Below are 13,867 nucleotides of genomic sequence, written 5' to 3' on the forward strand. Positions count from 1 at the left end.
AGCTATGAAAACCATCTACTTAATCGCCATACTAGTTCTTTCCTTTAACTCCATTGCACAAACTTCTGAGGATCTTTTCAAAGCAACAAGCTTCAAAATCACTTGGCTAGGGATCGATTATTCGCATGTAAAACTGATTGGAGACATTTCAGAAAAACAAAAATTAGCTTTAACACCCGAACAAATCAAAGAAAAGTACTTTGTAGCTTGGAATAAGATAATCAGTGACGAACATCGAAAATACGATGTGCAAAAGATGTTCCGATCCCGATATGTGGGAACAAACGTGGAAAAAATCACACAAATCAACGCAGAAGCAAAGACAGATGAGATGATTGATACTGAAAGTCCTAATTATGACAAAAGTACTATCGAAGAGTTTCTTGAATCAACCAACTTTGAATTGGATGGAATCGGATTTTTACTCATAGCAGAAACTCTCGATCAAACAAAAGAAACAGGAACTTACATTTTTGTAGCAATCAATCTCAATGATAACAATGCAATCTTAATTTACGACCGAATTGCGGGTAAATGCTGGGGCGGAAATTTCAGAAACTATTGGTCAAATACCTTCTTTGAAGTCATTGTGAAAATCACCGAAGAACTCTATCCAAAATGGAAGAAAAAACCAGAAACCAGAATCTTAAAAGACTAAAATAGCTTACATTTTTACGATGTGCGCTACCGCATTGACCAATGTACTGTGTTTTTTAACGAACGGATTCGTTTCATCCCAAACATATCCAGCAAGCACAGAGCAAATTTGTTGTCTGATTGTCTCATCTACTTTCTCGCTGAAGAAAATATCTCCCAATGTTCCTTCATACCAAGCAAGAACATAAGTTCTGAAAACGTCAATTCCTTTCTTCAATACAACACTGTAGTCTTTTTCCCAATCCACTTGTTCACCCTGAAGTTGTTTTGCAACCAAAGTAGCCGCTTTGTATCCAGATGAAATAGCCAAAGTTACTCCTGAACTAAAAATCGGATCCAAAAACTCCGTACTGTTTCCACACAACACGAATCCTTCACCATATACTTGTTTCACAGAAACCGCGTAGTTAACAATCAAACGTGGTTCGAACATAAATTCAACACCGTCATAACGACCATTTAAACCTGGGAATTCGGCAACACGTTTTTTAAATTCTTTTCCACCATCGGCATAACATGCTTCAATGAACTCTTTGTTTCCAACGATTCCAACCGAAGCCGTTCCATCTGAAAAAGGAATCGACCAAATCCAAGATTTATTATCATTGAAAGCGTGTACGAAGATATTTCTTCCATCTTCAGGAGTTCTTCTTGTATCATCCAAGTGAGCAAAAACTGCTCCACGAGGAGGCGTTGAAACGGGAACCTCTAAATTAAACATTTGAGGTAAAACACGTCCATAACCACTCGCATCCATTACAAACCGACAATGAACTTCATGAAGTTCGCCATCCTTATCTTTGTAAGTAACTATTTGCTTTGTTGCAGAGGTTTTCACATCCGTTACTTCCGCTTGAAATTCAACCACCGCACCTTGCTTTTCAGCTTGTTTGATTAAAGCATGATCAAAATCAGCACGTTTTACTTGAAACGTATACGACCATCCTTCCGAAAACTGATTTTCGAACAAGAAATCACATCGCTCACCATTGTGATAAAAACAAGCTCCTGTTTTTACTTGAAAATTCAAGGCTTCAACCGCTGGAAGAAGACCTAACTCATCCAAATAATCCATACTATGAGGCAATAAACTTTCTCCGATTACAAAACGGGGGAATACCATTTTTTCCAAAACCAATACACTAAGACCTTCTTTTATCAATTTGGAGGATGCAACAGAACCAGCAGGACCAGCACCTATAACAACAACATCTACTTCTTTAGTCATAATTTTTGATTTTTTCTATTACCTCTTTATTATCTACAAAGTTAAAGGATGTTACCAATGCACCAATAGTTGCACCTAAAATTCCATGAAAAATAATATTCTGACCTGTTAGATATAAATTCGGAACATGTGTTCTTGTATTAATTTGTGATTTATGTATTTGATTAAAATCCTTCTGAAATCCATACATTGAGCCTCCAGGAGTCGCAATGTAATCACGGTAAGTAATCGGAGTAGATGAGTATACATTTTTTATATGTGCTCTAATTCCAGGAAAACGGGTTTCTATTCGTTTCAAAATTCGTTCGACGCATACATCTTTGAATTCCTCATAATCAACATGGCGCTCTCCTTCAACAACAACCGTTCTAACAGAATCTTCCCAAGCTTTTAACTCTTTTATATCCAAATAACACATGATGGAAATAGATTCTGCAAATTCATCCGTGTTTTTTGAAACTTGTGCCGAAGTGAAAGTCATTTGGGGCCATTCTTCGGAGAAATGAAATTCTTCATCCCAGATATTATCCGTAAAATAATCGTAAAAATTGGAATTAAAATAGGGGAATTTATTCTCCTCAAAAGAAATATACATCATAAAGGAAGAAACCGTATTTGGTAAAGATTTCAAGCGCTTAATGAACGGATTTTTGAAATTACTTTCTCCCACAATTGCAATCGTTTCAGTAGGATGCAAATTCGAAATAACAGAATCACATACAAACTCGGATTTGTCCGCACAAATGACCGAGCGAATACAACCCGCTTCATCATAAGTGACAGAAACTACTTCTTTTCTTCTCAACACTTCGCCACCATGTTCAGAAATTCGCTTCATGAGAATCTTCGCAATTTGTGACGCACCATTCACAAAACGGTAACTCCCTTTGATAAAGCTATTCAAAATCAAGGCCATTACGTAGAAAGGAGTAATCCCTTTAATTCCAGCATATAAAGGTCCTGATCCCAAAACAGCTTTAATTAAATCTTCATTATCCGTCAAAGCAGCTAAACGCTCCCAAGCGCCTACTTCCAAAACAACGGAATTTTCGATATAATTAATTTCAGAATCCAATTCTAAATTATACAATGGAAAATAACTGCAATAAAGTCTTATTTCTTGGCAGATATTCTCAATATCTTGGTGATTGTTTGGAAAGGATTCTTTCAACTTCTTTTCAAAATTGGCATAGCCCATCCCATGCTTGATTACTTGACCATTTGAAAGGCGGATAACATCAAACGCATTTTCATCCATTCGATGAAGATCCAAATCATCCATGATATTCAAATACTTGAAGATTTGATACAAGTTTTCACCCTTATCCAATCCACCTACGTAATGCACACCCGTATCAAAAATGCGTTTATCTCTGCTGAAAACTTGCAAAGAACCACCAATCTGGTGATTTTTCTCCAAAACTTTCACCTGATAGCCATGCTTAGCAAGAATCAAAGCAGTAACGAGTCCACCCATTCCACTACCAATAACAACTATTTTCTGAGGCTCTTCCAAATTCCTACTTTTTTAGAATCATTAAAACATTGGATGTTTTGGTTGAATGTTCAATCAATTCAAAACTAAAACCATTCTGATGAGCAAATTGTTCGATTTGCTTCGCAGATAAAAACGTCAAATCATTAGTCGTCTTATTAAATTTAAACCATTTAGTAGACAAAATTTCTGTCAATTTCGTATTCTTCAACCGATCTTGCAATTCAATAATTCCATCACGAATGACGATTATTCCTTCATTATCCATTTTGCGATTCACATCAATCAATAACTGAATTTGCTCTTCTGGTTTCAAATAATGAATCACATCATTGAAGAAATAAACATCAGCAGCAGGAATTTCCCATTCCCGAATATCTGCATTCTCAAAATTTATTTTGTCGGAAAGTTTAATGCAATTATTTGCAACCGCGATTTTGTCTTCATCGTAGTCCATTCCAACGATTCTTCTAGAAGGGTCATAATAGTTTAAAAACAAAGACAGGTAACCATATCCACAACCAACATCTACAACACTCTTTTTAGTTCCAATTAATTGGTTGTAAAAATCAAAATTCGTTCTCTCCATACGCCACTTCACTCGAATATACCATTCTAGGATTGGACCCTTCAACAAGTAATTTTCCATGACTTTTCGCGTGAAAAAGGTACTTGTTGCATGTTCTTTTCTAAAATTCTGCATTCCATCACGCATGAGTTGTGTAGCACGTTTGCAAAATTGACCATACGTCTCATTTTCTAATGCAGTGATTCGATCCAAAGGTTTGTATAGTATTTGTCCCTGATTAATAATGAAATCATTCTTTGGATTTACTTCATGTGTTCCAAGAATCAACAAAGGCTGAATAGGAATTCCCATTTCCATGGAAAGATAAAATGCTCCTTTGTGAAAACGCTTAATCATTCCATCCGAACTCCTTGTTCCTTCGGGGAAAATAACAATCGAGTATCCTTCATCGATTCGTTTTCGAACATCATCTAAATTACCATCTGCACCTTCTTCCGCAAACAAATAACCTCCATATCGAATAAATGGAGAGAAAACAGGTGAATTGTAAACCCATTTCTTCACCATAATTACGGTTTTCGGATGCAGCATAAGCACCACCAGAATATCCAAGAAAGAACTGTGATTCGCAATAATAATACTCGGGTTTTTATAATCCAATTTATGGGCGTCAACACCGATTTTCTTTACATGAAATCCTGCGTAAATGGTTGATTTAGCTAATCTTGAAATCAAATAATTAAGCACGTTTTGTTTTTTAATTCGCTTAATTGGTAAAGGAATTAGAATAAAAATAAGGAAGATGTTTAAGACGAAGCTTCCAACAAAGAAATACAAAAACAACAGGATGCTATAGATGAAGTAAAAGAAGGTAATTGGACCTCTACCTGCTTTTGCACGATTCAAAACGAAGAAATTAAAAATTCGCGGTTGCAAAAACAACGTGATTAGCATGATTGAGCCTATTCCAACAACGCTGATTGCTCCAATGGAATGAATGGCAGGATGCTTCGCAAAAATGAGCACCCCAGTTCCAATAATCGTTGAGATTCCAGATAAAATAATTCCAGACTGGGAAGATTTAATCGAATTCACTCCAGTTCTTGATTGTTGAATCAATCCATCGGTAGTAAAAATACTGAAATCATCCCCCAAACCAAAGATGAAAGTAGCAACGATGATATTGATGAAATTGAATGGAATATCAAACATGGATGAAATCCCCAAAATCCAAATCCAACCCAATACCATTGGAAATGCCGCAAAAAGCGTTAACTCTATTCGCCCATAAATAACCAACAAAGAAACGAACACCAACAGTGAGGAAAATAAAAACAAATAGTCAAAATCCTTTTTCACCACATTCAACATGGATTTGGCCATTTCCGAAATATCAAGAATAAAAACACCCTCTATTTTTGATAATTCCTCCTTCACTAAATCTTGTTTGTCTTTCTTTACAGTGATTGACGTAGCATACGAATAAAGGTCTTTTTCTTCCGAAACAAATTTGTTTAATCCCAATTGATTCAATAAATCAATTCCTTCCTGTTTGTCAACACTCGGTTTTTCAATCCACTGAAAGAACGGTTTAAATCCAGCGCTATTTAATCCATATTCTGGTGAAATTTGCTGGACTTCTCGTTCTATATTGGAATGTTTCTTCCAAAAATTCAACCAATTGGCTTCCGATTTTTCCAACGAATTTTTGGAGGGCAAGTAAGGAGACAACGAAACCAATTCTGAAATTCCGTATTGTTCTTTATCCGCAACAAGCGACTGGTAAACGGCATCGTTTTGAATACGTGCAGCTTCCATGGTAGGAGCAGATGAAAAGACGAATAATTTCTTATCGGTATTTGGGTTAATGCCTGTATAGAATTTCTCCTTTTCTTTTAATTCTTTGGTGTGAAAAGACAAGTGATTCATGTCGGAATCAAATGTCATACCCGAAGATTTGTAAAGAAAAACCAAGGAAAGTAGGGTAATCAACAGAAATGAAGCTCGAACAAGTGGCTTGCTTAATTTAAAGCCTTTTGTTGGCTTTGATTTATCACGAATTTCCATCCGGAATTGCTTCACCAAAACAGGCAGGAATAGGAGCGTAAAAACCACTGAACCAGACAATGTACACAAAGCAATTAATCCGAAATTTTGTAAAACAACTGAATTCGTAAATAACAAAGAAGCTAACGCGGCAATTGTCGTAAAACTTCCCAATAACATGGGTGAACCAATTTCCTTCACTGTTTTCACTACATCTCCTAAATGCTTCAGATGGGTAAAGAAATGAAAAGAATAATCCAATACAATTCCAAGTAAAACAGAAGAGGTTGCTAATGAAATTGCAGAAATTTCTGGATGCAAATATCCAACCAATCCTGCACCACTTAAAATTCCAAAAAATGCTGGAAACAGAAAGTAAATAGGAGCCAAAACACTTCGGTAGTATAGAATTAAGAGTAATAAAATACCCGATATACTAATCATCGAAGTTAAAAAAGCATCAAATTTCACTTGTTTCGCATTCTCAACTGCAACTTGGAACGTTCCAAAATAATCAAATTTCAAGCCTTTTTGCTTCGCTTTTTCTTGTTTGAATGCTTCTATTCGTTTTGAAAACTCGGCTAATTTTTTGGTGTCTTTTTGATTAATCTCAATGGTTCCAAAGAAAAAAGCATATTGTTCGTCGCGGGAATATACAACACCATCCTTCAAGCTATAATTGCCAGAATCCGAACTTGGATTGAGTTGTTTCAACTGTTCGTAAAACAATCCCAAAGGATCTTGTGCAACAACGCTACTTAAAAAAAAGGCATTGGGGCCATGCAATAAATCAGCACTGCGCTTCAACGATTTCCGAATAGAGTCTCCTTTTAATTTCTCTTCCAATCGGGCATAATCTTTTGGTTCCAAGGTTCGGATAGAGCTTTTTTGAAGAAAACCAATTAAAGCAGCTTGATCAACCGATTTCACGATTTCAATTTCACTCAGTTCCTGAGAAAATCGTTTTTCCAAATCGACTTTTAAACCTTCTAACTGTTCAAAGGTTAATTCTTCATCCCCTTGATTTTTAATAGAGAAAACAACTTGCTTATTGAGTTTGTTTTTCTGAACGATTTCATTGAATTTCCGAAACTCTTCGCCTTGTGGGAAAATAGCATACAAATCTTCATTGATGTTCAATTTCGAAACACCAACGCCTAAAAAAGTAAGTACGAGAAGAAATATCCCCCAAAAAACGACCCGTTTTCTAAGGAAAAATGCAACGATTCTAGCGCAAATTTGACCAATCATGTATGTTAGTTTCCAGAAATAGGGGAATAAAGCTACAAAGCTACCAAAATTATCTTATTTGTTCAGTTTTGCTCCTTGTTTATAGGTACTAAGCAATTTTTTAAACTGAGGTTTATTCCACTTCTTCAAAATAATTAGTGCAGAATTGAATCCTGTTTTCACAGCAATCGGAACTCCACCACCCAATTCAGCCCATTGTCCACCGATAACTAAGTTACTAATCGGGGTTTGATAATGTGCAATTTTACTTTGCATATTCTTTTTGCCTGGTCGAGTACCCATCATAGAACCATTCTTATTTCCAGTGTAGCGATAATAAGTAATTGGAGTAGCAACCTCATAAAACAAAATATGCTCTCTTAAATTTAACCCCATTTTTGCTTCCACCCGATCAAAAATAATTTGAGCAAACTCCTCTTTCAATTGTTTATAAGCCTCTGTTCTTACAAATTCTCCTTTGGCATTTCTTTCTGTTTTCCAATAATCCATGTAATTCATCCACGCCGGAACATACAAAGTAATTGTTCCCAAACCTTCTGGCGCAAGTGTATGATCTCTAACAGTTGGCGCCAAAACAGAAATTGCACCTTTGTGTGGGTCTCCAGAACTGTGCTCATCTCGCTCATTCGATTCATCACAAATAAGCGTTAATTCGTGTCCAAACCCCAAACTTTCAGCCGTGCAAGTCAAAGCAACAGAAATAGTAACCGATGAACTGTACATTTCTGAATCTTCTAACGTTTCGAAAAATTTCGGAGGAACAAATTTCGGAGGAACGAGATGACGGTAAAGAAAGTCTACATCACAAGCTGCGATAACATATTTAGTTTTAACGCTATATTCTTTAGCTCTGTTCGTATATCGAACGCCACTTATCAAATCATTTTCAAAATCGAACCCAACTACTTTTGAGCTCAATCGAATTTCTGCATTATCTGGTTTCATTTGCTTTTCCAACCATGCAGGGATCACTTGACTCCCTCCAATCGGTGGATTTTGATAATCGGAATTATAAGCCCAAGCAATTGGAAATAAACACGAAAGCAAATCTCTTTCCGTACAAAACAAGCCTTGCAATTTGGGGTCTTTGAAAAATTTACTCAATCCTTTTTTCACTCCTTCATCACCACTTCCAGCAAGCGCATACGGAATCATTGGATAAATGATTGCCAATTGTTTCATGCGGAAAAAAGGCATTTCTAATTTCGATTTCGATTCAACAGATTGAAAAAACTCATCAAACCGCAAAGAAACCTTTGCAATTTTGCGCGCAACTTTAAAAAAACGCTCAATTCCAGCCTTCTCATGTGGAAAATCCTGAATCAATTGATCTTTCAGTTCGTCAGGATTATTCGTTAAGAGATAATCGTGGCCTTCACCAATATGTCGTTGAATGCGCTCCATCAATTGTGGTCTTGGATAATCTTCACCAAGCATTTTGAAAACACGCGTTACAGTTCCTACTTCATTGTACTGATTCAACCAATGAATAGCGGTGTCAAAAACAAAGTCTTTACGTTCAAAACCTTGCAAATAACCGCCAATTAAGGAGTGTTTTTCCAATACAAGAACTTTCATCCCAGATCTAGATAGTAAGGAAGCAGCTAATAAACCGCTTACACCTGAACCAATTATGGTTACATCAAATTCATCATTCATTTCGCCTTCAAAATTAATGAATTTGAGCGTTAAAAATTTCTTGGATTCTGTTTTTAAGGATTAAGAATTGAAGTAAACCTCCAAAAACTATTTTTTTTTCTAACTTTGGCGCACATTTTAATGAACCTATTCCGTTAAATATTGCTAAACCCAATTTACGCTTATAGATTAAACTGAACTGATGAAAGCTTTAGATTCTTTATATGAGGCACAAAAAATCGCCTTTAGTCCTTTTGTATTCCAAACCGTTTATACCATGCTAGAGCTTGGAATAATGGATGAATTGTATGAAGAGAGAGATGGGCTAACTGTTACAGAAATTGCATCCCGCAAAAACATGACTGAATATGGTGTTCGTGTTTTAGTTGAAATGGCAAAATGTGCCGATATTCTCGAATTAAATGACGACAAATATTCATTGTCAAAAATCGGTTATTTCCTAACACGCGATGAGATGACGAAAGTGAATTTGATGTTCACCCAAGACATTTGCTACAAAGGGTTATTCCATTTAAAAGATGCAATCGTTCATGGTAAACCAGAAGGTTTGAAAGAAATTGGCCCTTGGGAAACCATTTATCAAGGATTATCTATTTTACCAGAACAATTAAGAAAATCTTGGTTTGAATTTGATCATCATTATTCAGACAATTCATTTGGTGAAGCATTAAAAATCATCTTCCAACACAATCCAAAGCATATTTACGACATTGGTGGAAACACAGGTAAATGGGCTATTGCAAGCACAAAACATGATCCTTCTGTTCGTGTAAGCATTTTCGATTTAGGAGTTCAATTAAAGGTTGCAAAAGCAAATATTGATGCTATTGCTGAAATTAAAGATCGTGTAGATTTCAATGAACGTGACATGTTAAATCCTGCATCAGAAATTCCTGCTGGAGCTGATGTTTACTGGATGAGTCAATTTTTAGATTGTTTCAGCGAAGGCGAAATCGAAGCAATTTTATTGAAGATCAAGAAAAATATGAAACCAGATGCAACTATTTTCATCATGGAAACTTTCATAGATGATCAGCGTTTTAAAGCTGCTGAGTATAGTTTGGTAGCAACATCTTTATACTTTACGGCCATCGCTAACGGTAATAGTAAAATGTATTCTTCTTCTGCGTTGAAATACATTATTGAAAAAGCTGGTTTGGAAACTGTCAAAGAACACAGATTGCACGAAGATCGTTTTCATACCATTCTTGAAGTCAAATTGCCCAAATAATAACACTCTCTCCACTTTTAAATACATGAACAAACTTGATTTAAAACAAATAGAAGCATTTAGTCTTGAAAAAAAGGAATATATAATCTCTGACTCTATTCGTCAGGAATTAGAAAAATCATTCTCTTTTCTTCAAGAATTTTCAAGTGATAAAATCATTTATGGAATTAACACTGGTTTTGGACCAATGGCTCAATTCAAAATAGATGATGACAAATTAAATCAATTGCAATACAACCTTATCCGAAGTCATTCTTCTGGAACAGGAAATGTATTGGATGCTGAATCTGCAAGAGCAGTTGTACTTTCTCGCTTGTCCAATTTCATGCAAGGAAATTCAGGTGTAAGCTATGGTGTAATTGAAAAATTAGTTCAATTTTTGAATCATGACATTATTCCTGAAATATATGAGCATGGTGGTGTTGGGGCTAGTGGAGATTTAGTTCAATTAGCACATCTTGCCTTGAATTTAATTGGTGAAGGATATGTGTATGTTAATGGCGAACGCAGAAAAACAGCTGAAGTTTTAGCTGAAAAGAATATCAGTCCATTAAAAATTCAATTGCGCGATGGTTTAGGTTTGATGAATGGAACTTCTTGTATGTCAGGAATCGGTTCTATTAACTTGATTTACTCTTATCGATTATTGGATTGGGCAATTGCTGCATCTACCATTATCAATGAAATTGTTGAAGCCTACGATGATTCTTTCTCTGTTGGATTAAACGAAGTAAAATTACATGCTGGGCAACAAGCTATCGCAAATTCCATGCGTGAATTTCTGAATGACAGCACTTTAATCAAAAAAAGAGAAGAACTTTTCCAAGATTCCGCAGTAAGCGACACCGTTGAATTCAAGAAAAAAATTCAAGAATATTATTCCATTCGCTGCATTCCACAAATATTGGGTCCCGTAAAAGACACCTTGGATTTTGCCAAAGGAATCATTGTGAATGAAATCAATTCTACGAATGACAATCCAGTAGTAAGTCTAGATCGCGGAAATGTATTTCATGGTGGAAACTTCCATGGTGATTACGTTTCTTTAGAAATGGATAAAATCAAATTAGTCATTACTAAATTGACTATGCTAGCAGAAAGACAATTGAATTTCTTGCTAAACAGCAAAATCAATGGTGTTTTTCCTCCATTCTTAAATACACAAACACTTGGATTAAATTTTGGAATTCAAGGAATGCAATTTACGGCAACGTCAACAACTGCCGAAAATCAAATGCTTTCTAATTCCATGTATGTTCATAGTATTTCCAACAACAATGACAATCAAGACATTGTAAGCATGGGAACAAACAGTGCGGTTATTACTAAAAAGGTCATTGAGAACGGCTTTCAAGTTATGGCGATACACATGATGTCTGTTTGCCAGGCAATTGATTTACTCGACGAAACTAAGAAAAGTAAGCTATCTTCTAAAACAAAAGAAATTTATGCTATAATTAGAGCAGTCACTTCAACAATTAATGAAGACGTTCCTCAATTTGAAAACATTCGAAATATAACAAACACCCTTAAGAAAACAACTCTTGACCTATGAAATGTGCTTTAGTGACAGGTGCTTCTAGAGGAATTGGACGTGCAATTGCCATCCAGTTATCTCAAGACTTAGACCTGCATATCATCATTAATTATGCATCCAATCAAACTGCTGCAGAAGAAACATTAAAATTGATTCAAGATGCTGGCGGATCGGGTGAAATTCTTCATTTTGATGTCAAAGACGGAGCTGCAGTAAAAACTGCAGTTGACAATTGGTATACCGCTAATCCTGAGGGAATTATACACGTATTGGTAAACAATGCTGGTATTACAAAGGACAATCTATTTCCTTGGGTAACAGAAGATGATTGGGATGCTGTAGTGAACACTTCTTTGAAAGGGATGTATAACTGTACACAAGCAGTTATTCAAAAGATGTTAAGACAACGAAAAGGACGGATTATCAACATCGCTTCACTAAGCGGATTAAAAGGTGTTCCAGGACAAACCAATTATTCTGCAGCAAAAGGTGGAATGATTGCAGCAACAAAAGCTTTATCGCAAGAAATTGCGAAACGAAATATTACGGTAAATGCTATTGCACCAGGCTTTATAGAATCAGACATGACTAGTGAACTAGATATGAATGAGTTGAAAAGAATGGTGCCTGCTAATCGCTTTGGAAAAGTCGAAGAAGTAGCTTATCTTGCTAGTTTTTTAGCGTCTGAAAAAGCTGCATATATTACTGGCGAAGTGATCAATATTAACGGAGGAATTTACGCGTAAAATGGAACATCGTGTAGTAATAACTGGAATTGGTGCTTACTCGTGTTTGGGCGAAAATCTAGATACGGTATTGGAATCATTGCGTCTTGGGCGTAGTGGAATCATCGATGATTTGGTGCGAAAAGAATTTGGATACCGCTCTTCTTATACTGGAATGGTTGCTGAACCAGATTTAAACCCTTTCCTTTCTCGCAGACAGCGAATTGGAATGCACCAGCCAGCGCGTTTTGCCTATATGTCGACCAAAGAAGCCATGGAAGCTTCAGGTTTAGACATTGATTTTTTAGAGAAAACTGAAACCGGAATTATTTTTGGAAATGATTCAACGGCAGGAGCAGTGATAGAAACAGTAGATAAAGCACGATTGAAAAAAAACACTGAACTTATTGGTAGTGGTGACATTTTTCAAAACATGAATTCAACGGTAAACATGAATCTTTCAACGATTTATAAGTTGAAAGGAATGAATATTACCATTTCTGCAGCATGTGCTTCTGGTTCTCATTCTATTGGAATGGGCTATTTATTGATTAAACAAGGATTGCAAGACCGCGTTGTTTGTGGTGGAGCGCAGGAAATTAATGTGTATGCCATGGCAAGTTTTGATGGATTAGGCGCTTTTTCAGTGCGTGATGCTCACCCTTCTATGGCAAGTAGACCTTTCGATAGAGATCGTGACGGATTGGTACCTTCTGGAGGTGCTGCAACCGTTATAATTGAATCATTGGAGTCTGCTTTAAAAAGAAACGCTCCTATTTACGGAGAAATCGTCGGATTTGGATTCTCATCCAACGGAGAACATATCTCAAACCCAAACTTTGATGGTCAATTTAGATCATTAAACATGGCTTTGAAACAAGCGAATTTAACTCCAAAGGATATAGATTATGTAAATGCACATGCCACGTCTACTCCAATTGGAGATTCAACCGAAGCAGAAGCAATTTTCAATGTATTAGGCGGAGATGTTCCTGTAAGTTCTACTAAAAGCATGACTGGTCATGAATGTTGGATGGCAGGTGCAAGTGAGATTGTGTATTCCCTTTTAATGATGAATAACGATTTTATTGCTCCGAATATTAATTTCGAAAACCCAGATGAGCATTCAGAAAAAATAAACATCATTCCGGAATATACCGAAAAAAACATTGACTGTTTCTTGTCAAACTCCTTTGGTTTTGGAGGTACAAACTCCTCGCTAATAATTAAAAAGTATAAAAAATAGACGAACTAATAACATGAAAAGAGAAGACATCATTCTTACAACGAAAAAGTTTTTATCCGAAGAATTTGAGGTTGATGAAACGTTGATTCAAGCTGAGAGCAACTTACAACAAACACTAGATTTAGACAGTTTGGATTACGTAGACTTAGTGGTGGTTATTGAAGAAAATTTAGGTATTAAGCCAACCGCAGAAGATTTCAAAACTATCAATACTTTCAACGATTTCTACGATTTAGTAGAGAAACGTTTGAACGCTTAAGAGT

Annotated in this window: 10 protein-coding genes; 6 read left to right on the plus strand and 4 right to left on the minus strand. The window is 36.0% G+C overall.

Going from position 1 to position 13,867, the window contains the following annotated elements; all coding sequences use genetic code 11:
* The first annotated feature begins 4 nt into the window (after nt 1–4).
* Nucleotides 5–658: a hypothetical protein gene (locus FLUTA_RS07145; protein ID WP_013686189.1), complete on the plus strand. Its 654-nt coding sequence runs from the start codon at nt 5–7 to the stop codon at nt 656–658.
* Between the two features lie 6 nt (nt 659–664).
* Here FLUTA_RS07145 and FLUTA_RS07150 read toward each other — a convergent pair whose 3' ends face one another.
* Genes FLUTA_RS07150 through FLUTA_RS07165 form a run of 4 tightly spaced genes read right to left on the minus strand, consistent with a single transcriptional unit; the run spans nt 665 to nt 8,865 of the window.
* Nucleotides 665–1,885 carry an NAD(P)/FAD-dependent oxidoreductase gene (locus FLUTA_RS07150; RefSeq protein ID WP_013686190.1) on the minus strand — a complete coding sequence of 407 codons (1,221 nt, stop codon included), beginning with the start codon at nt 1,883–1,885 and terminating at the stop codon, nt 665–667.
* The gene (locus tag FLUTA_RS07155) at nt 1,878–3,401 is read right to left on the minus strand and encodes a phytoene desaturase family protein (protein ID WP_013686191.1); all 1,524 of its coding nucleotides are present in this window, start codon (nt 3,399–3,401) and stop codon (nt 1,878–1,880) included. The genes FLUTA_RS07150 and FLUTA_RS07155 overlap by 8 nt, the downstream gene beginning before the upstream one ends.
* Nucleotides 3,402–3,405: 4 nt before the next feature.
* Nucleotides 3,406–7,206 (minus strand): trifunctional MMPL family transporter/lysophospholipid acyltransferase/class I SAM-dependent methyltransferase, encoded by a 3,801-nt coding sequence (locus FLUTA_RS07160; RefSeq protein ID WP_013686192.1) that lies wholly within the window; start codon nt 7,204–7,206, stop codon nt 3,406–3,408.
* 54 nt (nt 7,207–7,260) lie between these two features.
* A complete protein-coding gene (locus tag FLUTA_RS07165) occupies nt 7,261–8,865 on the minus strand; it encodes a phytoene desaturase family protein (protein WP_013686193.1) in 1,605 nt (534 codons plus the stop codon).
* A gap of 181 nt (nt 8,866–9,046) precedes the next feature.
* On the opposite strand from FLUTA_RS07165, the gene FLUTA_RS07170 reads away from it, so the two are divergent.
* Genes FLUTA_RS07170 through FLUTA_RS07190 form a run of 5 tightly spaced genes read left to right on the plus strand, consistent with a single transcriptional unit; the run spans nt 9,047 to nt 13,863 of the window.
* Nucleotides 9,047–10,096 carry a methyltransferase gene (locus tag FLUTA_RS07170; RefSeq protein WP_013686194.1) on the plus strand — a complete coding sequence of 350 codons (1,050 nt, stop codon included), beginning with the start codon at nt 9,047–9,049 and terminating at the stop codon, nt 10,094–10,096.
* Nucleotides 10,097–10,121: 25 nt separating this feature from the next.
* On the plus strand, nt 10,122–11,651 hold the full coding sequence (flxA, locus tag FLUTA_RS07175) for a flexirubin biosynthesis tyrosine ammonia-lyase FlxA (RefSeq protein ID WP_013686195.1): 1,530 nt from the start codon (nt 10,122–10,124) through the stop codon (nt 11,649–11,651).
* Nucleotides 11,648–12,379, plus strand: coding sequence for a flexirubin biosynthesis SDR family reductase FlxB (gene flxB, locus FLUTA_RS07180; protein WP_013686196.1), 732 nt, complete (start codon nt 11,648–11,650; stop codon nt 12,377–12,379). Before flxA ends, flxB begins: the two co-directional genes overlap by 4 nt.
* Nucleotide 12,380: 1 nt before the next feature.
* Nucleotides 12,381–13,604, plus strand: coding sequence for a beta-ketoacyl-[acyl-carrier-protein] synthase family protein (locus tag FLUTA_RS07185; RefSeq protein ID WP_013686197.1), 1,224 nt, complete (start codon nt 12,381–12,383; stop codon nt 13,602–13,604).
* A 13-nt stretch (nt 13,605–13,617) separates the two neighbouring features.
* Nucleotides 13,618–13,863, plus strand: coding sequence for a phosphopantetheine-binding protein (locus tag FLUTA_RS07190; protein WP_013686198.1), 246 nt, complete (start codon nt 13,618–13,620; stop codon nt 13,861–13,863).
* Nucleotides 13,864–13,867 lie beyond the last annotated feature (4 nt).

The sequence above is a fragment of the Fluviicola taffensis DSM 16823 genome (genome assembly GCF_000194605.1).
GTDB classification, from domain to species: Bacteria; Bacteroidota; Bacteroidia; order Flavobacteriales_D; family Crocinitomicaceae; genus Fluviicola; species Fluviicola taffensis.

Coding starts and splice junctions, on each gene's coding strand:
- FLUTA_RS07145 (WP_013686189.1), top strand. CDS start 5: ATGAAAACCATCTACTTAATCGCCATACTAGTTCTTTCCTTTAACTCC.
- FLUTA_RS07150 (WP_013686190.1), bottom strand. CDS start 1,885: ATGACTAAAGAAGTAGATGTTGTTGTTATAGGTGCTGGTCCTGCTGGT.
- FLUTA_RS07160 (WP_013686192.1), bottom strand. CDS start 7,206: ATGATTGGTCAAATTTGCGCTAGAATCGTTGCATTTTTCCTTAGAAAA.
- FLUTA_RS07165 (WP_013686193.1), bottom strand. CDS start 8,865: ATGAATGATGAATTTGATGTAACCATAATTGGTTCAGGTGTAAGCGGT.
- FLUTA_RS07170 (WP_013686194.1), top strand. CDS start 9,047: ATGAAAGCTTTAGATTCTTTATATGAGGCACAAAAAATCGCCTTTAGT.
- flxA (WP_013686195.1), top strand. CDS start 10,122: ATGAACAAACTTGATTTAAAACAAATAGAAGCATTTAGTCTTGAAAAA.
- flxB (WP_013686196.1), top strand. CDS start 11,648: ATGAAATGTGCTTTAGTGACAGGTGCTTCTAGAGGAATTGGACGTGCA.
- FLUTA_RS07185 (WP_013686197.1), top strand. CDS start 12,381: ATGGAACATCGTGTAGTAATAACTGGAATTGGTGCTTACTCGTGTTTG.
- FLUTA_RS07190 (WP_013686198.1), top strand. CDS start 13,618: ATGAAAAGAGAAGACATCATTCTTACAACGAAAAAGTTTTTATCCGAA.